The organism is Bacteroides sp. M10 (assembly GCF_014334015.1).
GTDB classification, from domain to species: Bacteria; Bacteroidota; Bacteroidia; order Bacteroidales; family Bacteroidaceae; genus Bacteroides; species Bacteroides intestinigallinarum.
The window spans coordinates 6492226-6518824 of the sequence record NZ_CP060488.1; the positions used below are offsets into that span (position 1 = coordinate 6492226).

Annotated in this window: 15 protein-coding genes; 5 read left to right on the top strand and 10 right to left on the bottom strand. The window is 46.0% G+C overall.

Going from position 1 to position 26599, the window contains the following annotated elements:
• Positions 1-2: 2 nt before the first annotated feature.
• Together H8796_RS24250 and H8796_RS24255 are read right to left on the bottom strand one after the other, a co-directional pair.
• Complete coding sequence (locus H8796_RS24250) at positions 3-3200, bottom strand: efflux RND transporter permease subunit (RefSeq protein WP_117935312.1); 3198 nt, start codon at positions 3198-3200, stop codon at positions 3-5.
• 18 nt (positions 3201-3218) lie between these two features.
• Positions 3219-4346 (bottom strand): efflux RND transporter periplasmic adaptor subunit, encoded by a 1128-nt coding sequence (locus tag H8796_RS24255; RefSeq protein ID WP_117935314.1) that lies wholly within the window; start codon positions 4344-4346, stop codon positions 3219-3221.
• Between the two features lie 158 nt (positions 4347-4504).
• Between H8796_RS24255 and H8796_RS24260 the strand changes: the two genes are divergently transcribed.
• Positions 4505-5356: an AraC family transcriptional regulator gene (locus H8796_RS24260; protein ID WP_117935316.1), complete on the top strand. Its 852-nt coding sequence runs from the start codon at positions 4505-4507 to the stop codon at positions 5354-5356.
• A 68-nt stretch (positions 5357-5424) separates the two neighbouring features.
• On the opposite strand, the gene H8796_RS24265 is transcribed toward H8796_RS24260, so the two are convergent.
• Positions 5425-6507 carry a YhcG family protein gene (locus H8796_RS24265; protein WP_117935318.1) on the bottom strand — a complete coding sequence of 361 codons (1083 nt, stop codon included), beginning with the start codon at positions 6505-6507 and terminating at the stop codon, positions 5425-5427.
• Positions 6508-6863: 356 nt separating this feature from the next.
• On the opposite strand from H8796_RS24265, the gene H8796_RS24270 reads away from it, so the two are divergent.
• From H8796_RS24270 to H8796_RS24285, 4 genes are all read left to right on the top strand, one after another.
• Entirely contained in the window at positions 6864-10121 is a 3258-nt protein-coding gene (locus H8796_RS24270) for a SusC/RagA family TonB-linked outer membrane protein (RefSeq protein WP_117935320.1), read from the top strand.
• A 10-nt stretch (positions 10122-10131) separates the two neighbouring features.
• On the top strand, positions 10132-11610 hold the full coding sequence (locus H8796_RS24275) for a SusD/RagB family nutrient-binding outer membrane lipoprotein (RefSeq protein ID WP_117935322.1): 1479 nt from the start codon (positions 10132-10134) through the stop codon (positions 11608-11610).
• Positions 11611-11679: 69 nt separating this feature from the next.
• Positions 11680-12237, top strand: a complete 558-nt coding sequence (locus tag H8796_RS24280) for a hypothetical protein (protein ID WP_187343891.1) — start codon at positions 11680-11682, stop codon at positions 12235-12237.
• 3 nt (positions 12238-12240) lie between these two features.
• Positions 12241-13677 carry a calcineurin-like phosphoesterase family protein gene (locus H8796_RS24285; RefSeq protein ID WP_117935326.1) on the top strand — a complete coding sequence of 479 codons (1437 nt, stop codon included), beginning with the start codon at positions 12241-12243 and terminating at the stop codon, positions 13675-13677.
• Positions 13678-13823: 146 nt separating this feature from the next.
• On the opposite strand, the gene H8796_RS24290 is transcribed toward H8796_RS24285, so the two are convergent.
• From H8796_RS24290 to H8796_RS24320, 7 genes are all read right to left on the bottom strand, one after another.
• Positions 13824-14939 (bottom strand): acyltransferase family protein, encoded by a 1116-nt coding sequence (locus H8796_RS24290; protein WP_117935328.1) that lies wholly within the window; start codon positions 14937-14939, stop codon positions 13824-13826.
• Positions 14940-14960: 21 nt separating this feature from the next.
• Complete coding sequence (locus H8796_RS24295) at positions 14961-16589, bottom strand: beta-N-acetylhexosaminidase (protein WP_117935330.1); 1629 nt, start codon at positions 16587-16589, stop codon at positions 14961-14963.
• Positions 16590-16609: 20 nt separating this feature from the next.
• Positions 16610-19120 (bottom strand): family 20 glycosylhydrolase, encoded by a 2511-nt coding sequence (locus tag H8796_RS24300; protein ID WP_117935332.1) that lies wholly within the window; start codon positions 19118-19120, stop codon positions 16610-16612.
• 37 nt (positions 19121-19157) lie between these two features.
• Positions 19158-20543 (bottom strand): DUF5016 domain-containing protein, encoded by a 1386-nt coding sequence (locus H8796_RS24305; RefSeq protein WP_117935334.1) that lies wholly within the window; start codon positions 20541-20543, stop codon positions 19158-19160.
• Positions 20544-20576: 33 nt separating this feature from the next.
• Positions 20577-22052, bottom strand: a complete 1476-nt coding sequence (locus tag H8796_RS24310; protein ID WP_004297680.1) for a RagB/SusD family nutrient uptake outer membrane protein — start codon at positions 22050-22052, stop codon at positions 20577-20579.
• Between the two features lie 11 nt (positions 22053-22063).
• Complete coding sequence (locus H8796_RS24315; protein WP_117935336.1) at positions 22064-25306, bottom strand: TonB-dependent receptor; 3243 nt, start codon at positions 25304-25306, stop codon at positions 22064-22066.
• Positions 25307-25533: 227 nt separating this feature from the next.
• Positions 25534-26529, bottom strand: coding sequence for a FecR family protein (locus H8796_RS24320; RefSeq protein ID WP_117935338.1), 996 nt, complete (start codon positions 26527-26529; stop codon positions 25534-25536).
• Positions 26530-26599: the final 70 nt, after the last annotated feature.

Below are 26599 nucleotides of genomic sequence, written 5' to 3' on the forward strand. Positions count from 1 at the left end.
AATTATTCTTTTCCAGCTTTAGATTTTTCTTCGTCGCTCACTTTGATTTCTTCTTCAATCTGCCAGTCATGCGTCGGTCTGCTCTGCACGGGACGCAAACGTTCCTGCAGCCACTGGAAAGCGATAAACAAAGTAGGCACGATGAAGAGCAACGCCAATGTACCGATGGTCATACCACCTACTACACCCGTACCCAATGAACGGTTACCGTTGGCTCCCACTCCACTTGACATCATCAACGGGAACAGACCGAAAATCATCGTCAATGCCGTCATCAGAATCGGACGCAGACGGGCTTTAGCCGCACTGACCGCAGAAGCAATCAGCCCCATACCTGCTTTACGACGTTCGGCAGCATATTCCGTCAGCAAAATAGCCGTCTTCGCCAGCAGACCAATCAACATAATCAAACCTGTTTGCAGATAAATATTATTCTCCAGTCCGAACATCCAGGCGAAAAGGAAGCTACCCATCAATCCGCAAGGCACACTCAAAAGCACAGCGAACGGAATAATGAAGCTCTCATAAAGCGCACTCAAAATAAGGTAAATCATCAGGAAGCAGATACCGAAAATAATGATCGTCGTACCGCTCTGCTGGTTTTCCTCACGGGTGATACCTCCGTAATCATAGCCGTAGCCTTTCGGAAGAGACTGTTCGGCAGTTTCCTGCACAGCCTTGATGGCGTCTCCCGTACTATATCCGTCGGCCGGCATCGCATTTACCGCAATGGAGTTATACATATTGAAACGGCTCAACGATTCCGCACCGTAGCTACGGGTCAGCGTAACGAACTGGCTCAACGGCGCCATCTCTCCATTCGACATACGCACAAAAGCATTATCGAGGGAAGTTTCGTCCAAACGGAACACCGGATCGGCCTGAATCATGACACGGTACACTTTAGAGAAACGGTTGAAATTGGACACATACTGTCCACCGTAATAACCGGACAGCGTACTCAACACAGCGTCGGGCGTGATACCTGCACGTTTACATTTAGCTGCATCCACCTCTACCGTCCACTGCGGATAGCGCACGTCGAACGTCGAATAAGCCATCGATATTTCAGGCCGCTGGTTCAAAGCTCCCAAATATTGCTGGGTGGTGGTGAAGAACTCGTTCATATCGCCTCCCATCTTATCCTGCATGTGGAGTTCGAGCGCATTACCCATACCGTAACCCGGAATCATACCCGGAGAGATGGCGAACACACTGGCATCCTTGATATCAGCCGTACGCGCATATACCTGACCGATCACCGACTGCACATTGTCCTCATCACCCGGACGTTCATCCCACGGTTTCAGTTTGAGAATCAACATACCGAACGAGCTACCCTGTCCTGCCAACAATCCGTAACCGGCCACTTTCTGCACGTGTTTCAGTTGAGGTATTTCCATCAGACGTTTTTCGATACGTTCCATCACCTCGTCCGTCGTTGTCAGCGAACTGCCTGCCGCCGTACTTACATTCACGAAAATAACACCCTGATCTTCGTCGGGCACCAGACTGGTCTTCGTGTTATTCATCAGTAACACAAGCAACACCACGGAACAAGCCAGTAACGACCATGTCAGCCATCTGCGCTTGATAAAGAACAATACAATCGTCTTATATTTATCCACCATCACATCGAAAGCCGAATTGAAAGCCTTACGGAAACGTGCCGCAAAGTTGTTCTTCTGCGTTCCGTCTTCATTAATATAAGGTTTCAGCAGCAGGGCACACAAAGCCGGACTCAAAGTCAACGCGTTAATAGCCGAGATTCCTACCGCAACCGCCATCGTCAAACCGAACTGGGTATAGAACGTACCGGAAGTGCCGCCCATGAAGGACACCGGAATAAACACCGCCATAAACACTAGCGAAGAGGTGATAACGGCATTACTGATTCCTTTCATAGCGTCGATACTTGCCATATACGACGACCTGTAGCCCACATCGAACCGCGCCTGCACCGCCTCGACGACAATAATGGCATCATCCACCACCGTACCGATAACGAGCACTAACGCAAACAGGGTCAGCAGGTTGATACTGAATCCGGCTATCGCCATGAAAGCAAACGTACCTACCAGGGAAACCACAATTCCGACCAGCGGAATCAATGTAGAACGGAAGTCCTGCAAGAAGACGTACACCACAAGGATAACCAGGATGATAGCCTCGATCAACGTTTTCACCACCTCATGAATGGAAGCGAACAGGAAGTCGTTGGAGCTCATCATCTGCGTCAGTTCCACGCCTTTCGGAAGATCTTTGCTTGCTTCTTCAAGGAGTTTGTCGATGTTCTGGTTTACTTCGGTCGCATTGGAACCTGCCGTCTGGAACACCATACAGGATACACCCAGATGACCGTCCATACCACCGTGGTAAGCGTAGCTGTCCTGTCCCAGTTGGATATCGGCAACGTCTTTCAGTTTCAAGACTTCGCCATTGTCGGTGGAACGGATAACGATCTCCCCGAATTCTTCGGGAGTAATGAGACGTCCGGTGTACTTCATCGTATACTGATAAGTCTCATCGGAATTTTCACCGAACGAACCGGTAGCCGATTCGATATTCTGCTCGGCAAGCACACCGGTGATATCGGATGGAATCAGTTTGTACTGTGCCATCACGTCCGGTTTCATCCATACACGCATACTATATTCACCGCCCATAATCATCAGGTCGCCCACACCGGAGATACGAAGAATCTGCGGTTTCAGGTTGATACTGATATAGTTGGACAGGAAGTTCTCGTCGTAACTGTCGTCCGGACTATACAATGAGAACATCTGCAGAATACTCGTCTGACGCTTGGAAGTGGTCACGCCGACCTGGGTTACCTCCGCCGGAAGCTGTCCCGTAGCACGTGATACACGGTTCTGCACGTTGACAGCCGCCATATCGGGGTCTGTGCCCTGCTTAAAATAGACGGTGATGCTCACCGAACCGGAATTGGTGGCGGAAGAAGTCATGTAGGTCATGTCTTCCACTCCGTTGATCGCCTCTTCCAAAGGCGCAATAACACTCTTCTGCAATGTTTCCGCACTGGCGCCATAATAGGTGGTACTCACCATAATGGTAGGCGGAGCAATATCGGGATACTGCTCAACGGGCAAGCTGAACAGCCCGATGATACCCACTACGACAATCGTGATAGAGATGACTGCCGATAATACGGGGCGTTCTATAAAGGTTCTTAAATTCATGAATGATTCCTCCTCGGTTTAATTTTCAGTAGTAGTTGTCTTTGCCTTGATAGGAGTGCCTTCACGAAGCAGACCTACTCCTTCTGCCACGATCACATCTCCCGGTGCCAATCCTTCATCTACAATAAATTCCTGACCGCCATTGACGCGGGTCACTTGTACCTGACTGGATTGAGCCTTGCCGTCCACTACCTTATAAACATATCTCTTATCTTGTATTTCGAAAGTGGCAGCCTGTGGAATGGTCAGCGCACCTGTTTTTTGAACAGGAACAATCACGTTACCCGCACCACCGCTATGCAGCAATCCTTCCTTATTCGGGAAAACGGCACGCAGGCTGACCGTACCCGTCGAACGGTCGATCACTCCACTGATAGATTCAATCTGTCCCCGTTCGGAGTAGGCTGACTTATCGTTCAGTTGCAGGTCGATGGCAGGCATATTTTTCAATGCTTCCTCTTTAGAACCGTATTGGCGGATCAGTCCCAGTAATTGGTTTTCCGTCATGGAGAAGTAGACGTACATATCCGAATTGTCGGAAACGGTAGTCAACGGCTGGGCAAGAGCGGAACTTACCAAAGCTCCCACACGGTAAGGCAACGTGCCTACCACTCCGTCAACCGGACTTTTCACAACCGTATAAGAAAGATTATTGCGGGCACTCACTTCCTGCGCCTTGGCTTGTGCCAACTGTGCTTTGGCAGCTAACAGGGAGTTTTTTGCCGTACTCAAATCGAAAGAGGAAACTACGTTCTCTTTATACAGTTCCTCTTTACTGTCATAGGTCAGTTGCGCCGTAGCCAGAGAGGCTTTGGCCGATTCAACGTTTGCCACTGCCGTCTGCAAAGCAGCTTCATACGGCACTTGGTCGATGATGAACAATGTCTGTCCGTTCTTTACACGCTGACCTTCCGTTACGCAGACTTTAGTCAACGTACCACTTACCTGGGGGTAAATATCAATATCCTGACGTCCGCGGATGGTCGCCGAGTAGGCGCTTGAAATCATCCGGTCGGCCGGAGAAACGGTCATCACTTCATATTCTGTTTCCATTTGTGCCGGAGGAGCTTGTTTACAGCCCGTAGCAGCTACCATACAGCAGAGCAACAATAGCCCTTGCTTCACTTTACATACCTTTTTACTCATTTTCTGTTACCTATTTAACTATTTTTGAACGCGGCAAAGGTAGGCTGTTTTCTTCATAGAAAACTGGACATAGTGTATTCAGTTTTGTTCATTTTAGGAACATTAAAACCGATATTTAGTGAAAAAGTCCTATTTTTGTACCCAAAATAAGAAGAACAATGGAACAAAAAAACTCTAACCTAGCCATCCTCCGTGAACCGTTCGTTGCCGGAATGGACGAAAACCTGTCGCCAATTATGCATCGCCTGTGGAAACTGGAAGGGGGTGCCATCTATTTTTGCAGAAGCGGATGGGCACATGTCACAATCGACTTGAAGGACTATGAAATAGTAGAAAATACTCAAATCGTGCTTTTGCCGGGAACGATTATCCGTGTCAACGGCAGCAGCAGCGATTTCACTGCTTCTTTCTTCGGATTCCCCAAAGAAATGTTTCGCGAAGCCTGCCTGCGGTTCGAACCGATTTTCTTCCGGTTCATGAAAGAAAAACCGTGCTATAAGCTCCCGGAAGAAAATACCGGAGCGATCAACGGCTTGATTCATGCCACAACGGCCATATACAACGACCGCGAAAACCGCTTCCGCAACCAGATTGCCAAGAATCATCTCCAATCGTTTATGCTGGATATTTACGATAAGTGTTACCGCCACTTCGACCGCCGGGAAATTGAAGGGGGAAGCCGGCAGGATGAAATCTTCAAGAATTTCGTCGCACTGGTACACGAAAACTGTATCTCGCAACGGGAAGTGACTTTCTACGCCAACAAACTGTGCATCTCCACCAAGTACCTGACGGGTATCTGCAAAAGTGTGACACGCGACTCCGCCAAAAAGATTATCGACGACTTTGCTATCCTCGAAATCAAAGTATTGCTCCAATCTACCGAACTGACCATTCAGGAGATAGCCGACCGGCTCGGTTTTCCCGACCAGTCATATTTGGGGAGGTACTTCAAACGGCACGAGGGGATATCGCCGAAGGAATATCAGAGTAAGTATTCCATGCAATAAAAACAACAAAAATACTACAGATAGGCGAGCGTGGTGTATTTTTCCGCCTATACACCACCGCACCTAAATTACTCTGTATTTTCATTGTCCTGTAATCCCTGATAAAGTCTACTTTCCAGTTCTTCGATGGAAGGCAATCCAGATTTTATATCTTGAGGGATTGATTTACCCAACTCATAATCAGAAATACCTATTGGTTTGTGCACGTCACGTAAAGCATATTCAGCCATAATACGATCTTTGTTCTGGCAAAGAAGTAAACCAATCGTCTGATTATCCCCTTCCCGACAAAGAATATCATCTACAGCGGAACAATAGAAATTCAGTTTGCCGATATATTCGGGCTGAAAGTCACCTTTTTTTAACTCCACGACTAAATATCTGTGCATAAACACATTGTACATAAGGATGTCAATATAGAAATCATTGCCGGACACTTCGATGTGATATTGTCTACCCATGAAGGCGAAGCCTGCTCCCATTTCGAGAAGGAACTTTTCAATATGTTTAACCAACCCTAACTCTACATCTCTTTCGTTATATTCGTCAGTGAAAGTCAGCATATCAAAGATATAGGGGTCTTTTAAGGTTTCTTTTACCTGCTTGGCTTGTATTTCAGGAAGAGTGGTATCAAAGTTGTTTGCCAATGCTCCGTAGGTATGGTAGTAGTCCTGATTGATCGCTTCGATTAAGAAATTACGACTCCAGCCACTCTTTAAACATTGAATCATATACCAATAGCGAGCTTTCAGGTCCTTTACCCGTTGTATTAAAATGATGTTGTGTGACCAGCTTAATTGCTTTATCGGCAATACTATGGAAGCTGCCTGCAAATGCGCAACCGCTGGTTGCGCATTTGTAAGTTGCTGATTATATTCATTATAGAATTGAATCATCACCTGACAGTTTCTTTTTGAGAAGCCCTTCACTTTCGGATAATCATTCTTCAGGTCATTGGCAAGCTGTTCAAGCGCATTGTTTCCCCAGCCTATCTGTTTCTGGCTTTCACAAAGAAGTTTGCCGATGTCCCAATACATAGAAAGCATTTCTTCATTAGCAGAGTAAATCGCTTTTTTTTGTGCGAGTGCCACCCGTGCCTTGACTTGTTTAAGCAAAGTAGCGTAGTTAAATATACTATTCTGAATTTCCATTAATTATTTTTCATTTTAGATTAAAGACATTATAGGTTATTCCTACCCAAACATCATTCAGCCGATTGCCCCAAAGCAAAGAAACCTTTCCTCATAATAAAGTGACAAATATAATGATAATTAAAGAATTACGGATGTACTATCCGATAAATCTGTTTGCTTTTTCCGCCATGCCACAACTTCTGTCACAAGAACAAACGGATTATACTAATTAGTGTTTACGACACAACACAGATTGTTAACAGATCTGTAATACTATCTTAATCTGCCTTGTATTCCTTTGCACCGTGAAACAAAACACAGGTGTGAATAACTTTATTGCATTTAATAAATTAAAAGAAGCAAGGTAAAAGATTATGAAAAGAAACAAATGGCTGCTTTCTCTGTTGATTGGGCTCTTGTGCTGTGGCTCTGCATACGCACAGACAACAGTGAAAGGAAAAATAACGAGTGAAGGTGGGGAACCGTTAATCGGGGCTACCGTAGCTGTGAAAAACTCGACAGACGGCACGGTGACCGACATCGATGGAAACTACTCCCTGAAGACTAAGAAAACATTGACTCAAAAGGATTTGCTTGTATTCAGTTATGTGGGGTATAAAACGCTACAGAAGAATTATGCAGGCAACACGATGAATGTTAAACTGGCAGAAGAGTCGCAACAACTGAATGATGTGGTGGTGACTGCCTTGGGGATTAAACGTGAAGAAAAAGGATTGGGATATGCCACGGAAACCGTGAAAGGGGATATGATTACGAGCGCCCTGCCCACCAACTGGTCGACGGCACTGAATGGCAAGGTAGCCGGATTGAGTGTTATCTCTTCCGGTGGTCCGCTCAATTCGAGCCGTATCTCGCTGCGGGGGGACGTCTCGCTGAACCAGAACGGAAACGACGCATTGGTGGTAGTGGACGGTGTACCGATGAGTAGTCCGATGACCAATCCGGGTGTTGCCTACGGTGCAGGTTCAAACAGCGAACTTTCCGTGGACTATGGTAACGGATTCTCCGACATCAATCCGGATGATATCGAAAACATCCAAGTATTAAAAGGAGCCAGTGCGACAGCCTTGTACGGTACGCGTGCAGCCAATGGCGTGATTATGGTGACTACCAAATCGGGAGCGGGTGCACCCAAAGGTATCGGTGTGTCTTACAGCGGTAACTTCAGTATTGACGATGTGATGAGATGGCCCGATTACCAGTATGAATTCGGACAGGGATTGCCGAGTAATATCGGTCCGGCAGGTTCTATCTACGAAGGCCAGCCCTATTACTCTTACGGAAAAGCGGAAGACGGCAGCTACGCAAGCACCAGCGGAACCAGTAGTGCCTACGGAGCACGCTTCGACGCCAACAGGTTGTTCTACCAATATGACCCTGTGACACAGGATCGTGCTTCTGTAGCCACTCCCTGGGTAGCGTACAAAAACAACCGCAAAGATTTGTTCCAGACGGGATATACCCTAACCAACTCGGTAGCCTTGACCGGAAAATCCGACCGGGGCAGCGTGCGGGCGTCCATCACCCACACCAAGAACGAATGGATTCTCCCCAATACAGGTTTCCAGCGTATCACCGCCATGATTTCCGCCCAACAGCAGATTTCGAGGGCACTGCGCATCAATTTCAAGTCGAGTTATACGTACCGCAAGCTCAACAACACGCCTGCACTGGGATATAACAGTAATTCTATCTCCTACTTCCTTATCTTCCAGAATCCGAATGTCAACCTCGACTGGTTGCGTCCGATGTGGCGTACCGGACAGGAAAACGTGAAACAGCTCCAACCGTACAGTTCATTTATCGGAAACCCGTATGTCATTCTGTACGAATCTGAAAATCCTTCGGAGAAACACAGTAATGTATCATCCGTTTCTGCCAATCTGCGCATCAACAGTAAATTCGATTTCATGATCCGGTCCGGTATCCAGTTGTCAGCAGACCAACGCGAACAGCATCGTCCTATCAGTGACGTGGTTTTCGGAAACGGATTTTTCAAGAAACAGAATGTGTTCGATTATGAATTAAACAGTGATGCTTTATTTACTTACCATGATTCATTCGCCAACGGATTGCGTGTCAACGCTTCGGCAGGTGGAAACATGATGCAACAAAGCTACGATATGTTGGCTGCCTCGGTGGTAGGATTGATTACGCCAGGAGTATACAAACTGGCAAACGGTGTTTCCAACCCGAACGTGCAGACGGTTATCAAAAAGAAAGCGTTGAACAGTCTTTATTTCACGGCCAATTTCTCGTATAAGGATAAACTGTTTCTTGATGTCACCGGGCGCAATGACTGGTCGTCTACCCTGCCGAAAAGCAACCGTTCTTTCTTCTATCCGTCGGTCAGCGTCAGTGCAGTGATGAACGAGTGGTTCACGTTGCCGGAACAGATCAGTCTGTTGAAAGTGAGAGGTTCGCTGGCACAGGTCGGCAACGACACAGACCCTTACAAGACATCGCCCTATTATGGCACGAGCGATTTTCCCGGATCGGCCATCGTATCTTCTACGCTCTATAATCAGGATTTCAAACCGGAGATTTCGACTAATTACGAAACGGGATTCGACTTCCGTATGTTTCACAACCGCATCGGACTCGATTTCACGTTCTATTATAACCGCACCAAAAACCAGATTCTGGATGCTCCGATGGACCCGACGACAGGTTACAGCAAAGCTACCATCAATTCGGGATGCGTCCGCAACCGCGGTTACGAAATCCAGTTGGACGTTACTCCGGTAGTCAGCAGGGATTTCCGCTGGAACGCTACTTTCACCTGGTCTAAGAACGAGAACCGGATTCTCTCACTGGCGGAAGGGGCGGATGAGAACCAGTTAATCAGCAGTATCGGTAGTGTGTCTATCATCGGACGTGTGGGTGGAACCACGGGCGATCTCTGGGGATATAAACTGGTACGCGACCCGGAAGGAAATGTGGTCATCAACGACAACGGATTGCCCGAACGTTCGGGAGAGATCGAATACGTCGGCACGGCCTATCCGAAATGGAAAGCCGGACTGTACAATGAATTTTCTTACAAGAACTTCACGCTTAGCGTCTTGCTCGACGGACAGGTGGGAGGTAAGATGTACTCGCACTCGCACCACAAAATGACGGAACAGGGAAAACTGCAACATACGCTGAACGGGCGTCTGCCGGGAACGGAATTTTATATGTCGAAAGACGACCCGCGCATCGCTGCCGCCGGACTTTCACCACAAGACGGGATGTACATGATTGCCCCGGGAACGGTGAAGAACGATGACGGAACTTACTCGCCAAACACCAAAGTGGTGACCGTGGAAAGTTATTATAAGGAATATTACCGGATGGCCAATGTGGAAACTAACACGTTCGACACTTCATTCCTCAAGTTACGCGAAATGAGACTGGAGTACAAGTTGCCGAACAGCACACTGAAGAAAACACCGTTCAGCAAAGCATCGGTGGCACTCTACGCACGCAACCTGTTCTGTATCACCGACTATCCTCTGTTCGACCCCGAATCTGCCGCCCTCAACGGAAGTTCGATGGTGACCGGTGTGGAGACGGGCTCACTGCCTACGGCACGTACTTTCGGACTGAATATTAACGTATCTTTTTAAACACTGACTTATGAAAACCAATAAACTTTTCAAAAATATAGTATGGGGAATGACTTTGTGCGGAGCTCTCTGCACGACTTCCTGCACCAGCTTCGACGAACTCAATACAGACCCCACCCGCATGGATGAGGTGAATCCCGGCACTCTGCTCAACCCGATTTTATACGAAACATCGGTCTACAACTGGAAACGCTACAACAGCTATACCTACGACCTGATGCAATGTGCCGTATCTACCAGCAGCACCAACGGTGTGGGATGGTGGTATATGACGGACAGCGAAGGAGACGGCACATGGACTACTTATTATAAATGGATCAACAACGCCAAAGAGATGATGCGCCTCACCGGAAAATTGCCGGAAGCCTCCAAACAACCCAACTACGATGCTATATCGCTGACTTTGCAATGTTGGCTATACCAGATTCTGACGGATGCCTTCGGTGATATTCCGATGAGCGAAGCCTGCTCCGCCGACGAGGGAATACTTGCACCGAAGTTCGACACCCAACAGCAGGTGTACCAACAGATTATCGACAATCTGAAAACTGCCAACGAGTTGTTCGACAAAGCTAACGGGTTGATCTACAACCAATCGGGCGAAATGTTGTACAAGACGTCCAAAGGGGATGCAACCGGTATTTTGAAATGGAAGAAGTTCTGCAACTCGCTCCGTCTGCGTGCACTGCTCCGGGTGATCGACGTACCGGAATTCAACGCGAAACAAGAGCTGCGTACCATGCTGACCGATCCCGCTACTTATCCGGTATTCGAATCGAACGATGATGCCGCCCTTCTTGCCATCAGCGGAACTTATCCGGAGGAAGCTCCGCTCACCCGTCCGCAGGATTTCACTTCTTATGTTCAGATTTCCGAGTTCTTTGTCAATCTACTGAAAGGCTGGAACGATCCTCGTCTGCAGGTGTATGCAACACAGGTCACTCTCCCCGACCAGACTAAAGATTATGTGGGTTTGCCCAGCGGTTATCAGACGTTGCCTTCAATCACTGCTTCAGGACTGAATCAGGAAATGGCGAAGGCGCCTATGAAACTTGCCATGATGCCTTATGCCGAAGTGGAATTCATCAAAGCGGAATTACTGAAAAAAGGAGTGATCGACGGAGGAAGCAACGCTGCCAAAGAGGCTTATCAGAAGGGAGTGCAGGCGGCTATCGAACAGTGGGGACAGAAAATGCCTGACCATTATTTTGAAAATCCGGAAGCTGCTTATGATGATACGATGGAACGAATCATGAACCAGAAGTTTGTCGCACTGTTCTTCTGCGATTATCAGCAGTGGTTTGAATATAACCGTACCGGTTTTCCTGTGTTACCTGTGGGACCCGGCATCGCAAATGCTAATAACAAAATGCCGAAACGCTTTAAATATCCGTCTGCTCTGCAGCGTACTAACCTGAAGAATTATCAGGCGGCTAAAGCGAACATGGGAGGCGATGACTTCCATATTCGACTGATGTGGCAGCAATAAATGAATGTGTCGGTTACCAAGATTGCGGCAATAATCATCATTTCAATCAATCTTTAAAATTCAATGAATATGAAAAGAATAATCAGTATGGCTGTTGTGTTAGTTATAACGATGGCAGCAATGGCGCAGAAAGGAGAGCTCGCCATGAACGAGAATATCTCCGGAAAAGACAATGTTTCCAAAAACGAAAAAGAAGCTACTCCCGTAGGCAAAAAGCCGAAAGCGGCGTTTATATTCGACGTGTATGGAGAAATCCCGACTACCAAACCGGTGTTTGAAACGGAACATTATCTGGGAAGTGACATTACCGGAAAATGGAATACTTTCATCCAGAATTATACGCATGAGTATGATGTAACAATCGGATTTACGGATTCTTCGGTCGAAATCTTGAAGCCTTCTATTTACAAGGCAGTCAATAAAGTGAATAAATATTATAAGAAGGCATTGAAGAAAGAAGAGGTGAGCCGGGAAGTTGCTACATTCAACATGGGTCATATTCTGGATTGTGCCAATGTGATGTGTTTCGATGATAACAGCAAGTCTTTTGAGGAGGCTCTCAAGTCGGCAGATGAACCGGAAGAAATTATCGCATTATTCAATCAGGTTACTTTAAGAAAGTTATAAGCAATGAAAAAGATCAATTTTAGAAATACGCTGTTTGCAGCGGTCTTACTTTTCCAGCTGAATGCTGTTGCCGCCTCTGGTCAGACGGTGGTGAAAGGTAGTGTGAAAGATAATACTGGTAAACCCGTCAGCGGTGTAGTGGTGACGGACGGGGCACATTTCAATACGACTGATGCAGAAGGAAACTATGTTCTGAATACTGATCCGGCACGTTATCCGATGGTTTATATCTCTACTCCGGCAGCGTATGAGCTTCCTTCCAAAGAGGGGGTAGCCGATGGTTTCTATCAATATCTGGACGCCGGGAAAAGCGAGAACCAATGTGACTTCGTATTGACTAAACGGCAGAAACCGGTGGATGAATTTGTATATATCGTCCTTTCCGACCCGCAAGTGAGAAACGAAAAGCAACTGGACCGCTTCCGCACGGAAACAGTGCCCGACCTGAAACAGACTGCCGACTCACTAAAGAACTTCGAAATCGTCGGCATGGGACTGGGGGATCTGGTGTGGGATGCCATGAACCTGTACGCTCCTTACCGTCAAGCGGTGTCCAACTTGGGAATGACGATGTTCCAACTGATGGGAAACCACGACTTCAACCTGCTCTACAAATCCATGACACAGACGGATCATCCGGCGGATGGTTATGGGGAACAGAATTATTATCAGTCATTCGGCCCGGCCAACTATTCATTCAATATCGGTAAAGTGCATGTGATAGCAATGAAGGATATTGACTACGACGGCAACAAGAAATACACGGAACGCTTCACGCCGGAAGATTTGGACTGGTTGAGAAAGGATTTAAGTTATGTGCCCAAAGGAAACATCGTGTTCCTGAACGTTCACGCTCCGGTAGCTAATAACACGGTAGCTGCAGGGGGAAATGCACGCAACGCCAATGCGCTTTTCCAACTGTTGAGGCCTTACCAAGTACATATTTTCTCCGGACACACGCACTTTTATGAAAATCAGTTGCCCGCTCCTACCATTTACGAACATAATATCGGGGCTGCTTGCGGCGCATGGTGGGCAGGACACGTGAATCGTTGCGGAGCACCGAACGGTTATCTGGTAGTACAAGTGAAAGGTGATGATGTGAAATGGCGTTACAAGGCAACAGGGTGTTCTCCGGACTATCAGTTCCGGCTTTACCAACCGGGAGAGTTTGAAAGCCAGAAAGACTATGTGGTAGCCAATATCTGGGATTGGGACTGGACGTATACAGTAAACTGGTATGAGGATGGAGTGTTGAAAGGTGCAATGCAGGCTTTTGACGATGAGGATCAGGATTATATCAATATGGTAAAGGGAAAGAAAACGGGTTATCGCACACGTCATCTTTTCCGTGCACAGCCTTCCAAAGATGCAAAATCTGTCAAGGTGGTGGTTAAGAATCGTTTCGGGGAGATATTCACGGAAGAGATAAAGCTGTAGTTTCTCCTACGAAACACAAATAAGTATTGATTCCTGACATCCTACCATCGTGACAAAAAATAGAGTTTATATCATCCGGCTACGAAAATAAACTATTGTAGCTATCCGACATAAACTCTACTTTTTTCAAACCTGTCGTCTACCTCTTATATCTTTATAAATATTTGCTTTTTGTACAGCACCCATACAATTAGATAATTGAATCCGATAAACAGAAGGGCGTAAATCAGAGAGGCCAGATGAGCATCGGGAAGAACGCTCCAAATGGAAGTGTAAATCTTCTCCTGCAAGCTACTCCCCGCAACCGTAATTACTTCCAGCAAAGTAGCTAACACACCGGCCACTATATAAATAAACAATGGATTCGTGCCAAAAACATGGAAAGGATATCCCCATTTCTGCTTTTTACGAATATCAATCAGCCAAGTGAGAAATACAAGAAACAAGGAAGCAAAACCACAAGTCACCAGCACAAAAGTCGAACTCCATACTTTCTTATTCAACGGACAGCCGTAACTCAACAACCATCCTGTAAACAAAAGGGCAATACCCAGTATGGAGATCTGCAACAGCCGGTGATGGATTTCAGTCTTCTCCCGCAAAATATTTCCGCAGAAATAACCGATAATCACTTGCGCAATGCACGGCAAGGTACTCAACAGGCCTTCCGGATCGAAAAAGATACGCCCGCCATCCGGCAACCACTCCCGATACAGATGGGCTTCTCCGAATAGTGTGCGATCTGTAACGGCAATAATATTCTGTTCGGAAAGTTCAAATCCGTGTCCCAAAGCCAGCAAGATGGAATAGCCCGCCAGAATGATCCCGGAGATCCATGCCAGATTTGCCGGACGCCGGACACCCACAATCAGCAAGGAACCCCAAAAATAAGCCAATGCCAACCGCTGCAACACTCCCAGAATACGTATGTGCGAAAAAGGTTGTTCCACCCCTGCGCACACCAACGAGAACCAGGAAAGAAAAAGTCCCAACAAAAACAAGATCACCGTGCGCCGTACCAGTTTGATGATAAAACCGCGACTGAAATGATGATCGAACCGGGATAAGGCAAAACTCATGGAAACGCCCATTATAAACATGAAGAACGGGAAGACCAAATCAGTCGGAGTCAGTCCGTTCCATTCGGCATGTCGCAAGGGTGCGTAAATGGATTCCCATGTTCCGGGGTTGTTCACCAAAATCATTCCGACAATGGTGATTCCCCGGAGTACATCTAATGAAAGTAAACGTTCTGATTTCATATTGTTCTTAGTGTACCGGGATTAAAGAAATCCCGGTTTGGTGAAATAAAATCCATTCGCATTCAACCATTTAACATGCCATTTCAGGCGATTGGTAAAATCAATCCAGTTACGGCTACTTCCCCACGCCAACTCCGAAAATGCTTGAAGAGAGGGAAACACGTGCTGACCGAACTTCCGTTCATTAGGAATCATCTCCGTCCACACACAAGCCTGGAAACCTAATACATTTTGCTTCACGATGCCTGGAAACTGGGGTTCGAACTCGAAGTTATACAAAGAGCTTAATCCTTCGTCTGAAGGCGTTGCGCTCAAATAGAAACGGGACCACTCCATAAATATAATCGGATAACCTTTCTGGGTAATCTTTCCCGGCTGATCGGGCAGCCAGTCACGCCAATACGTATAAATCAAATCCTGCGGTTCTTTTTCAAGAAAAGCATCGTCCCATCCCATCACTTTCTTGCCTTTACCCTTCACATAGTTCGTCATGATCTTTACAAAATGGTTTTGCAGCTCATCCACTTTCTGATAACCTTCCTGCTGCATCAATCGCTGACAAACTTCACACTGTTCCCAGTTATCTTTCTCCACTTCATCAGCTCCGATATGGAAATATTCCGAAGGGAAAATCTCGACCATCTCATCAATGATGGACTGCACAAACTGATAGTTCTCCGGACGCGAGGGACAGATAGGATAAGAGAATTCTTCTCCCCATCCGGCTTCTCCCGTGCACGACAACTCGGGATAGACTTTGATAGCCGCCGAGAAATGGCCCGGCATGTCAATTTCGGGTACAATATCGATCCCTCTTTCCAACGCATAACTTACCAAACCTTTCATCTCTTCCTGCGTATAATGACCACCATATTGAGAACCGTTTCTCACGAAACGGGGATCTATCTCATAGTTATAATCCTGTTGGGAAAGTTCTACGCATCTCTTGTCATATTCGTCAAAGTCGCGCCAGCTGCCTTCCTGCGTCAGCAACGGGTATTTTTTCACTTCAATGCGCCAACCCTGATCGTCCGTCAGATGCAAGTGAAGCTTGTTTATCTTGTAGAAAGACAAACAGTCTATCACCTTTTTCAGATAATCAACCGTAAACATGTGGCGGACTACATCGATATGAAATCCGCGCCAATCATATTTGGGAGCATCTTTTATATCGACCATCGGAAGATATTTAGCACTTCCGGAAGTGAAGAAATTTGCTTGTTCGAGCGCTTGTCTCAATGTCTGGATTCCCCAGAGAAGTCCGGTTTCCGTTGAATAATAAACGCAGGCTCCCTCTTTGGTAACGGTGAGCCGGTAAGCCTCTTTTGCCAAATCCGATTCCTGTTTCACACGGATAAAGGCACGATCGTTGGAGGCATCACTGACGGAAAGAGAAAGTTTCTCTTCCAGGGTGGATTTCAACAGTTGCGACGTGGAAGCCGGAATGTTCTGGCTGACAGTCACATTCTGCGGAAGAGAGACAACCGATTCTTTATAATCGACTCTTTCCGGCAAAGGCATCACCGACAGGCGGGTGGGCACTCGCTCCGGGTAGTTCGCGTTATCATTATCATTGCACGACAACGATGTGATCGCACCTATTCCCAACAAGAACAATATTCCGGTTCTTTTTATTTTATCATAGTTCATAACTTATCTACTTTTGTGGATTAATCTACTTTGAGAGTGCTTGTTACACTCTCTTTATTTAAATAAAACAGTTTCGCTTTCACAACGGAAGCATCACAGGCTACGGGAGCTTTCCAAAGTTCCGAACGAAGGGTCGGTTCCGTGCCATCGGTCGTATAGCGTATTTCGCCTCCCCGGATAGGGGTACTGGCATGGAGTTGCCCTTCTTTGATGCAAAGTCCGGGATGAGGTAAACGAAAATTGATACTTCGGGACGCCCAGTGAGGCATTTCTTTCTCACTCACTTTGGAGTAGAACAGGCCCAGTTCTTTATTGAAAGCCTGACGTTCTTTCTCTCCTGTTAAAGTGCTCCAGGCGGGAAAAGCGTTCCAACCGCGTTCCACCAATCCGAGGATTTTGGGGAAGGTGTAATATTCCACCCATTCAAAATCACGGATGGTTTCAGCAAATAATTGTGCCTGCACTCCCTGAATATGTTCCTTTCCGGAAGCGGTCAAAGTCGTTTTTCCCTTTCCTGCGATGTCCGGATCGACCGGATTGCCTGCCATATCGGTACGCGAAGAACGATAAATGCTATACGGAAGCATGGAGAACCCCTTGGACTCATCGACATATCCCGCCCACGAGAGACCTCTTTCGTCGGGATGAGCGTCATAGGCCAAATCCAGATAGAAATTGTTCACGTTGCAGAGAATCACCGGATATCCTTTGTTGGCTATCCGGTAAGGTATTTCATCCGCTTCCCATTCAGGAACCGTATTCCAGCAATACACTCCTGCTGCAAGTTGGTTCAAATGCCGATCGGTTGTTTCCGGATGTCCCAACGCTACTTCCTGCCAGCCGCTGAATTGCAAATGATGTTGTTGCAGATAGTCTGCCATCTTCGTAATATAGTATTCAGACAGTTCGTGGGCACTTGTCATCCCGTGTTCATCCATAAACGCCCGGCAGACAGGAGAACCCATCCAGGCTCCTTCGGGTACTTCATCGCCACCTAAATGAATCGTAGTCAAAGGTACCTCCGCTTCCTCATACATGGCTATCAACTCACGAATCACTTTTTCCATAAACCGGTATGTAGAAGGCAATGCTACATTCATGACATTATCCGTATAAGACTGCGCGGAAACATAACGGGAAGTGTCTTGTGCGTCACTTAATAAATATTCGTTGGCCTTTTCAGGGGCAGTATTCACATACTTATGATAGCGCGCTTTCATGGACACGATTGCCGCACGGGCATGTCCCGGAGACTCAATCTCCGGAATCACACGCACATGTCTTTGAGCTGCATAACGCAGTAAATCGATAAATTCTTCACGGGTGTAATATCCGTTGCCGGAGGTAGCTGCAGACGGATCATAGTTGCCATCGTAACCCGGATATAAACATTCCAGTTCATCCGTGGTATGTCCCCGGCGTGCGCCAACCGAGGTCAATTCTTCCAGGCCGGGAATCTCCAGACGCCAGCCTTCATCATCCGAAAAATGGAAATGCAGTACATTCAGTTTATAAGAAGATATTACATCTACCAGCTTTTTCAGATGTTCAACAGTCGTAAAGTTCCTGGAAATATCGAGCATTTGCCCGCGATACGGCAAATCGGGATAATCGCGGATGGAGAGGGCTTCCAAGCGGAACGGCTTTTCCTGGCCTTTCAACAGGGAGAGCAAGGTTTGCGTCCCATTGAAAATGCCATGTGAAGTGGAAGCTGAAATATTTATCAGTCCGTTTCCCGTATCAATCCGATAATATTCGCCGTTCACTGCTGTTTCCCGTTCCGGCAAATAATCCAGATGAACTGTTACCGGCGCTTTGGAAACGACTTCCAGACCATGGATGCTTGCCAGCTTTTCTTTCAGTAATCCAGCTTCGTTGGCAAAATCGGGATGGAAAGTCAGTTTTACTTTATTTTCTATAGCAAAACCCTCTTTGCCGGTAGCCGGTACCGCTTCTTTCACTGACGGAAAAATATCGGTTTGCTGCAACTGGGCTGTAGTCTCCAACGCCAAATTCGAAGCGTATACCTTATCCGGCGCGGGATACCAGTCTTCTGTCTCCATTCCTTTCAGCGGCTGTATGGTCAGTCCGACAGGCAAGGGAATACCTTGCTTGCCGCCTGACTGGCTCACCCAGTAAGTGCCTTCAGGAGCATGTGACAGCTTTTTCAATCCGTTGGTACAACAGAATGTCACGGTCAGCGAATCTCCCGGAGCCAGTGGTTGGAAATTTTCTGCCGGATACATCCGGAAGAAGTTCGCATTCACCACTTCCACTTTGACCGGAGCAGACTCTTCCTGCAGAATTTCACGAGGTAGCTGCGAATAATAGATGATCCAATCCTTTCCTAAAGGAGCATCCGATATGTTCTTCAGGACAAATGAATTCTCATAGTAGCCGGGTTGTACTTCCACAGCTCCCATCTCCCAGGTCAATGACACGGGGGCTTTCGCCCCGTCAGTCGATTTACAACCGGAAATGACCAGCAGAAGGCACAGACTTCCCCATATTGCATATAGCATATTTCTCATAGGCTTTCCTGTTTTCTATATATCATTCTTTTAGGCATTAATCACTCAATCGTTCGATGTGCAAAGTTTCTTTGCCTACTCCCTGCGAGACGTCGAAAGTCAGACGATAATAACCGGGAACGAAACCGTCTCCACTTGTTATTCCATTGGAAGCAGACAGTTCGATTCCATCCGTGTCGCCGGACAATGAACCTTCTTGCAGCAGCATGCCTTGATCTTTATTATCCCATTCCAAACCGCTGTAAATTTCGATTTCGAAGGATTCCCATTCATGAGTGTTACTCAAATACACAGTGGTCTGGTACTTCTGTTCACCGATTGGCACAATATATCCTAACTGTGATATGTCTTCCAAATTCCAGCCTCCACTATTATATGCTTCATTCCAGACGGGTGCGCATGTAAATCCGTGTCCTATCAGCCAGAAGCAAGTGGGAGCCGTATCACCCATTCGTGCCACCCAGATATAATTGTATTTAGAAGAATAATAGATCTCCCAAGTTCCGGATTTGCGCAGGAAGGTAAACTTTCCATTGTCCGGATTATAGCTAAAGAAGTCGCGGTTGTAAGCGTGTTCCACATCTTCAAATCCACTCATTTCAAACTCTTCACCCTGCGTAAAGCTAATCTGTGCTCGGAAAAATCCCTCACTGGCTATCAACTCGGTTTCTTTAATTTTCAGGTTCTTTTGGTAGCCGACTACTCCCAATTCAAAAGTCATCACATTGAAAGTGATCTGTTCGACAAACCAATCCCGGTAATCAAAAGCAAAGCTGGGTCCCGACGCTTCAATAAGGACTGCCGTATTGCTTGCTTCGGCAGCTCCCCAGATCAGTTTTGCATCATCCAATGATGCTGCGGTAGAGATCTTTCCGGATAGTTCCATCGGATACCCCTCTTCCAAATCGGAAACTTCCGTTAGATACAGGTAAGGATTGTCCTCACTCCGGTTCATTTCTACCACCTCACCGTTATAGTGAAGATAAAGCACTTCGGGAATCTGCGGACGGGTGATATGGAAATCAAATGTTTGAGTGACTTCACTACCTTCCACATTAATGGCTGTCAGAATCACCTTCGCTTCCTGATTCTCTTCAAGTCCGGCTTCAAACGGGATATAAATCCCTTTTTCAACAATCGAGACATCAGTGCCTTTCGTACGGATCGACTGCGAACTGACCAAAGTTTCACCTGTCATCAATTTCACTTCCAGCGTAGACAAAGGAGTCTGCGGATCGTGAATCTTCACAGAAAAATAAAGAGAATCGGCAGCAGGTGTCTGATCGGTAGTTGAGAATTGCAGTTCCGATATTTCGGGACACGAATATGGATACGTCACCCGGCCATCTTCTTCGCTGCATGAAGCCAGCCAACAAACAGTCAGCCCCAGCAGCCATAAAAACAGATTATTGTGTTTCATCATTTTTTCTTTTAAAGTTTTACGTTCCTCTTTTCATTAATAGCCTTCATTTTGAGTCAGATTGGTGTTCTTATCTTTCTCTCCTTGAGGAATCGGCCACAACTGCCGAAAAGCCTGCAAACCTGCAAACAGCAATCTGCCGTCTTTGTCTTTATGCTTCTGCATCACTTCCAGCAAACGATTATTGCGTACCAGGTCGAACCAGCGCTGACCTTCCATATACAACTCTAATTGACGTTCGTTCTCTACCGCCAGGCGTCCTCTGGCCTGCCCCATATTTTCATCTAAAGAAGAAGGAGCAAAACCGGCACGTTCTCTAATGCTGTTTACAATCCGGATGGCTTCCGGGGTGCGGTCCAACTCTACCAGTGCTTCGGCTTTCAACAGCAGTATATCTGCCAACCGCATCAAAATGATATTGGAAGTCTTCTCGCGAATCTTATAAGACAACGGATAACTGTCTGCCGGCCAATAAGTATCATAAGGCACTGATTTCCAAAGAATACTGGATGCATAACGGGTATCTTTCTCTTTGTCAAATTTAGCAACCAGATCATGAGTAGGTGTACAATAACGTCGCCAGGTTACTGATCCGTCATCTTCTTTCAGCAATACCCAGTAAGCCCAGTTGGGCGCATCGGAGGTGTAATAGACTTCAAAGATGCTTTCTGAAGAAAATTTCTTGTCGGGTTGCCACAACTCGTCAAAATTGCTGACCAGCGTATAGCCTTCTGCTATTACTTTGTCACAAGCCTCAACCACTTTGGTATAGTCGCGTGTTGATTTCTCCCCTCTCGTTGCTAGCACTTTGGCACGTAAAGCATAGGCTGCTCCCTTAGTTGCCTGGAAAATTCCTTTATTCTTGCTTACCAGGTAACGAATGGTATTTTCTTCATTCAGGTCGTCCAGAATCTGGTCATATATCTTATCTGTGGCAGAACGTTCCGGATACATCACCGGATACCATTTATCGAGGTTTTCGGCTGTAATGGTCGGAATCAAATCCAGCACCATCGGGGCATCACCCCATAAACGGACAATATCAAAATACGCCCATGCCCGCAAGAACTTGGCTTCTGCAATAACACGATTACGTTCTTCTGCTACGGTAGAAGTAGGATCCATCATCTTCGTATTTTCAATTACACTGGTTGCAGTGCCCGCCATCGAATAATACTGTGACCAGACCAGTTCTACTTTATAATTGGTAGAGGTCAGTTTCAACAAATCAAACTCCTGTTCGGCCACACCATCTCCGCCGATATAACAATTATCGGACTGCACATCTCCAATGGTATAATTTTCCGACTGGAATATATCTGCTTTAAAACTCTCATACGCACCCTGCAACTCGGCCTGTGCATCTGCCAGACTTCCATATTTAGACTCCTGATCTTCCGTTCCGGTACCTTCCTGCATAAAATCCGATTGCGGTTTCTCATCCAGGAAACTACTGCATGAAACGACTAATGTACAGAGTACGACATACGCTAACTTTATTATGTTTTTCATTTTCGCAGCTATTAAAATTCAACATTCAAACCAAAAATTACCGCCCTCGATTGAGGATAAGTACCATAGTCCACCCCTTGAGCAACGGAGTCTCCGCCAAAAGCATTTACTTCAGGATCGTATCCTTTGTATTTTGTCAGTGTGAAGAGATTCTGTCCGGTGACGTAAGCCTGCAATCTGGACAGATGTATCTTATTCAACCATTTCTTAGGAAAATTATAGGATAAAGTGACTGTTTTCAGGCGCAGATAAGATCCATCTTCTACAAAACGGGAGGAGTTATGATTATTCTCTGTATTACCAACGCGGGGGACATTGGTAATCATACCCGGTCGTTTCCAACGATCCAACACACGAACCGACTGATTTCTAAAGTCTGTCATGCCTTCCATATCAATACGCGATGCGTTAAAAATCTTATTGCCCTGACTTCCCTGCAAGAATACAGACAGGTCGAAACCGGCATACGAGAATGTATTCGTCATACCGTAAATGAACTTGGGTTGGGCATTTCCCAAAGTAGTGCGATCTTCCGGATCGATAAAACCGTTACCATTCAAGTCACGATAGATAATATCTCCGGTTTCCGGATCAACGCCTTCTGATATGTAACCAAAGAATGTGCCTAACGGAAGACCTTCTTTCAGGATGACGGCTTTCTCCTTGGATTCGTACATTTCAGCATAATAATAGACTTTATTCAAACCGAGCTTCGTCAGCTTATTCCGGTTGAAAGATATATTGAAATCAGTATTCCACTGAAAGTTGCCTTTAAAATTCTGGGAAGAGAGAGTGAACTCCATACCTTTATTCACCATCTCACCGTCGTTTCTTGTCACACTGCTCGGCACCACATTCTCCGGCAGGCTGACTGTCAATAGTAAATCGGTGGTCTTTTTGTAGTAAGCATCTACTGAGAAGGATAAGCGGGAATCAAACATGGTCAGGTCGAGTCCCAGATTCCATTGGCTTGTTTTTTCCCAGGTCAGTTCTTTATTGGCTGCCGAGCCGGGTTTAATGGCAAGTCCCGGATATAAGTTTCCCTCCGAAACGGGCAGTTTACTGACGCTCATGGAAGCCATGTAAGCGTAGTTTCCAAAACCGCCTTGGTTACCATTCATACCCCATCCGGCACGTAATTTCAGGTCGGTAACAATGTCTTGCAAAGGTTGCATGAACTTTTCGCCTGAAATTCTCCAACCTGCGGAAACAGAAGGGAAAGTACCCCAACGATGTCCCGGGGCAAAACGAGAAGAACCGTCTGCACGGAAGTTAACCGTCAGCAAATAACGGCTGTCGTAATTGTAGGCTACACGCCCCAGAAAAGAGGCCAGCGTCCATGCGGAAGCAGAAGAACCGCAAGCATCCTTATCCAGTTGATTGGCGGCACTGATGGAATGAATATCGGGATAAGACTCTGCCAGGTCGAAACCTGCCATCCACGAACCGTTATATTGTGCACGCTGCTGGGTAGCCCCTCCCAAAATAGAAAGGTTATGTTTATTGAATGAACAATCATAGGTCAGCAAGTTTTCAAAAAGCCATTCGAAGTTTCGTGAGAAACTCTCTTCCACACGTCCTTTTGTACCCCGTCCGTCCGAAGTTGAAATCGGGTCCAGATAGTAGTCCCAATGTTCATTGGTCAGTTCAATGCCAAAAGTGGTTTTAAACTTCAGTCCTTTGAGTATGTCAACCGTGAAGCCGAGTGAGCCATTTATATGGTCTGTATTCGTGTTACTGTCTGCGGCATTGGCAGCCAGCGGATTCAGAATACGTGCACCGTAAGCCTGTTCATCATATTCGTTCGGATCATACGGATTCCGCTTCTGCATAAACGGAGGAGTATTCACAACGGATAAGATGGAACCGGCACGCAAAGAACTGCGGCTTTCGTTCACCCATTGTCCGCCTGTATGCGAATATGCAAAATTGAGTGCCATCTTTAACCATTTGGTCTGCTCACTATCCAGGTTTGCACGGAAATTATACCGATTGAAATGTGCTTTCTCCACAATACCCTGTTCGTCGGAATAACCTCCGGAAACAAAATATTGCAGTTTCTCGGTTCCATTTGCCACAGACAACTGATAGTTCTGATTGACACCCGTACCGAAGAATAAATCAGTCCAGTCCACATAGCGCGTTTCACTTTCGGGGATATTGGGGGCAACATCCGAAACTGCTTTCAAGTCTTTCATCAAGTCTTTATATTGCTCCGTATTCAACGCATCTATTTTTTTCCCTAATTTAGAGAAACCCACATAAGCACTCATTTTCACTTGTGGTGCACCGATCTTTCCTCTTTTAGTTGTAATCAGCACTACTCCGTTTGCCGCACGTGCTCCGTAAATAGCTGCCGATGAGGCATCTTTCAAGATTTGCATGCTTTCAATATCATTCGGACTGATATTCGATATGTCATCCGACGGCAAACCGTCCACCACATACAGCGGTTCATTGGATGCCTGTACCGAAGTGGCTCCTCTCACCCGGATTGTCACTCCGGAACCCGGCATACCCGACGGCTGTACAACCTGAATACCGGCTGCCTTTCCCTGAATAGCCTGTGCAGCTGTCATGATCGGACGTTCTTCAATATCTGCCGTGGAAACAACAGATACTGCAGTGGTAATATCTTTCCGTTTCATAGAGCCGTATCCCACTACAACTACCTCTTCCAATACCTGCGAATCTTCACTCAATGACACATTGTATACATTCTGCTTATTGACTGTATGAGATTGGGAGACATAACCGATATAGGAAAAGCTGACCTTTGCCCCCACAGGAGCCTCCAAAGAGAAACGACCGTCTATATCAGTAGCAGTTCCAATATTCTCTCCTTCCACTCTCACTGTGACACCAATCAAAGGTTCTCCCCTCCGGTCGGCCACAACACCGGTGATTGTTTTCTTATCGCCTTTCTGGGGGGCGTTCTGTTCACTTTTCAGAGTAAGCACCACTTGCTTACCCGATTCTATTTTATAACTAATAGATGATCCTTTAAAAACTTTTTCTAAAACCGCATCAATACTTTCATTGTTCACTGTCAATGAAATTCTTTGATCCAATCCGGGAAGCTTATCCGTATAAAAGAAGCTGTAATCGGCCTTCTTTTCAATCACTCGTATCGTCTGGCGTATCGTCTGATTCTTCACGGAGAAAGTGATCTGTGCACTTGCCTCTTGAGACACAAACAACAAGATACAACTGAACATAACAAGCCTGAATATGATATGTAATTGTTTTCTCATTAGTAATTAGCTTTAAATTCTTTAAAATATAAGTCTGAAAATTAGACTTTTTATTATCTTTGTGAAATCGTGAAGCAAAAAGGATTCTCTTTCCCTTATCCACATAAGGAAAATTTCTTTTTTACTATCATGTATAAACCGTATTTGATTTCGGGGTGGAATTATGCTGCTACATGATTCTACCCTCTTTATTTTATTATGAGGTGTCTTCCATAAATTGTCTTTTTTTAGTTAATACTACTTCCTATTCTCACCGTATCTCCTTCTAACTCATAAGTTAAAGGATAAGTAAGGCTTATAATGTAAAATACATTATGCAAACTGCTGTTCCGAATGGTTCCGGAAAATAGCACGTTCTTCAGTTTCTCGGAGTCAAACACGACTTTCACTCCGTACATCCGCTCCAGCGTAGTCGCGATCTCCGCTAAAGATGATGAATTAAAAATCAACATATTGTTCCGCCAAAAGTCAATTTCACGCATATCCGAAATTGCCGATTTAGTAAATGTCTGCTTGTTCTTATGGTATTCTACCTTTTCCCCGGGTTTCAACAAGGTAGCATCCGTTTTATTAGAAACCCTGACACTTCCTTCTGCCAGCAGTGTCGTGACGGAATGATCGTCACGATAGCCTTTCACATCGAAGGTAGTTCCTAACGCTTCTATCTCCAGATCATTACAACAGACGATAAAACGTTTTTCTTTGTTTTTCGCCACCTCGAAATAGGCTTCTCCGTCCAAATAGATTTTCCGGTCGGATTTATTATACTCCGCATCATAAGAAAGATGAGTGGCCGAATTTAACCAGACTTTTGTTCCATCGGGCAAAGTCAGATTCGCTTTCTGTCCATAATCTACGGCCATCATGAAAGGGTCTTGTGATACCTTATTTATATGTTCTACCCCAAAGTAAGTGGCCAGTCCCAAACAAACCGGTAATAAGATGGTGGCTGCCACCTTATATATAATAGGTTGCCAGCGCCGTTTCTTCGGAGACAGGATCTTGGACTCATCCAAATTCCTCTGCAGATGATTCCACATTTCTTCTTCCATCGTTTTATCAATTTCAACGGCGGCTTCTTTCCACATTTGCTCGCAAAGCAGATTAAACTCATCACGAATTCCGGGTTTGCGAATCCATTCAATAAGTATCCTTCTTTCTTCAGAAGAGGCCTCCTTCTTGAAGAATTTTTCCAATAGTACTATGTAATCGTGTTGCTCCATAATTTTCCTGTTCTATTTATACTAGTCTTGAGAGACAGAAAAGGACTACAAAGAAATCGAAATAATTCAG

Coding starts and splice junctions, on each gene's coding strand:
- H8796_RS24260 (WP_117935316.1), top strand. CDS start 4,505: ATGGAACAAAAAAACTCTAACCTAGCCATCCTCCGTGAACCGTTCGTT.
- H8796_RS24300 (WP_117935332.1), bottom strand. CDS start 19,120: ATGAGAAATATGCTATATGCAATATGGGGAAGTCTGTGCCTTCTGCTG.
- H8796_RS24295 (WP_117935330.1), bottom strand. CDS start 16,589: ATGAACTATGATAAAATAAAAAGAACCGGAATATTGTTCTTGTTGGGA.
- H8796_RS24310 (WP_004297680.1), bottom strand. CDS start 22,052: ATGAAAAACATAATAAAGTTAGCGTATGTCGTACTCTGTACATTAGTC.
- H8796_RS24265 (WP_117935318.1), bottom strand. CDS start 6,507: ATGGAAATTCAGAATAGTATATTTAACTACGCTACTTTGCTTAAACAA.
- H8796_RS24250 (WP_117935312.1), bottom strand. CDS start 3,200: ATGAATTTAAGAACCTTTATAGAACGCCCCGTATTATCGGCAGTCATC.
- H8796_RS24285 (WP_117935326.1), top strand. CDS start 12,241: ATGAAAAAGATCAATTTTAGAAATACGCTGTTTGCAGCGGTCTTACTT.
- H8796_RS24255 (WP_117935314.1), bottom strand. CDS start 4,346: ATGAGTAAAAAGGTATGTAAAGTGAAGCAAGGGCTATTGTTGCTCTGC.
- H8796_RS24280 (WP_187343891.1), top strand. CDS start 11,680: ATGAAAAGAATAATCAGTATGGCTGTTGTGTTAGTTATAACGATGGCA.
- H8796_RS24315 (WP_117935336.1), bottom strand. CDS start 25,306: ATGAGAAAACAATTACATATCATATTCAGGCTTGTTATGTTCAGTTGT.
- H8796_RS24305 (WP_117935334.1), bottom strand. CDS start 20,543: ATGATGAAACACAATAATCTGTTTTTATGGCTGCTGGGGCTGACTGTT.
- H8796_RS24270 (WP_117935320.1), top strand. CDS start 6,864: ATGAAAAGAAACAAATGGCTGCTTTCTCTGTTGATTGGGCTCTTGTGC.
- H8796_RS24290 (WP_117935328.1), bottom strand. CDS start 14,939: ATGAAATCAGAACGTTTACTTTCATTAGATGTACTCCGGGGAATCACC.
- H8796_RS24320 (WP_117935338.1), bottom strand. CDS start 26,529: ATGGAGCAACACGATTACATAGTACTATTGGAAAAATTCTTCAAGAAG.
- H8796_RS24275 (WP_117935322.1), top strand. CDS start 10,132: ATGAAAACCAATAAACTTTTCAAAAATATAGTATGGGGAATGACTTTG.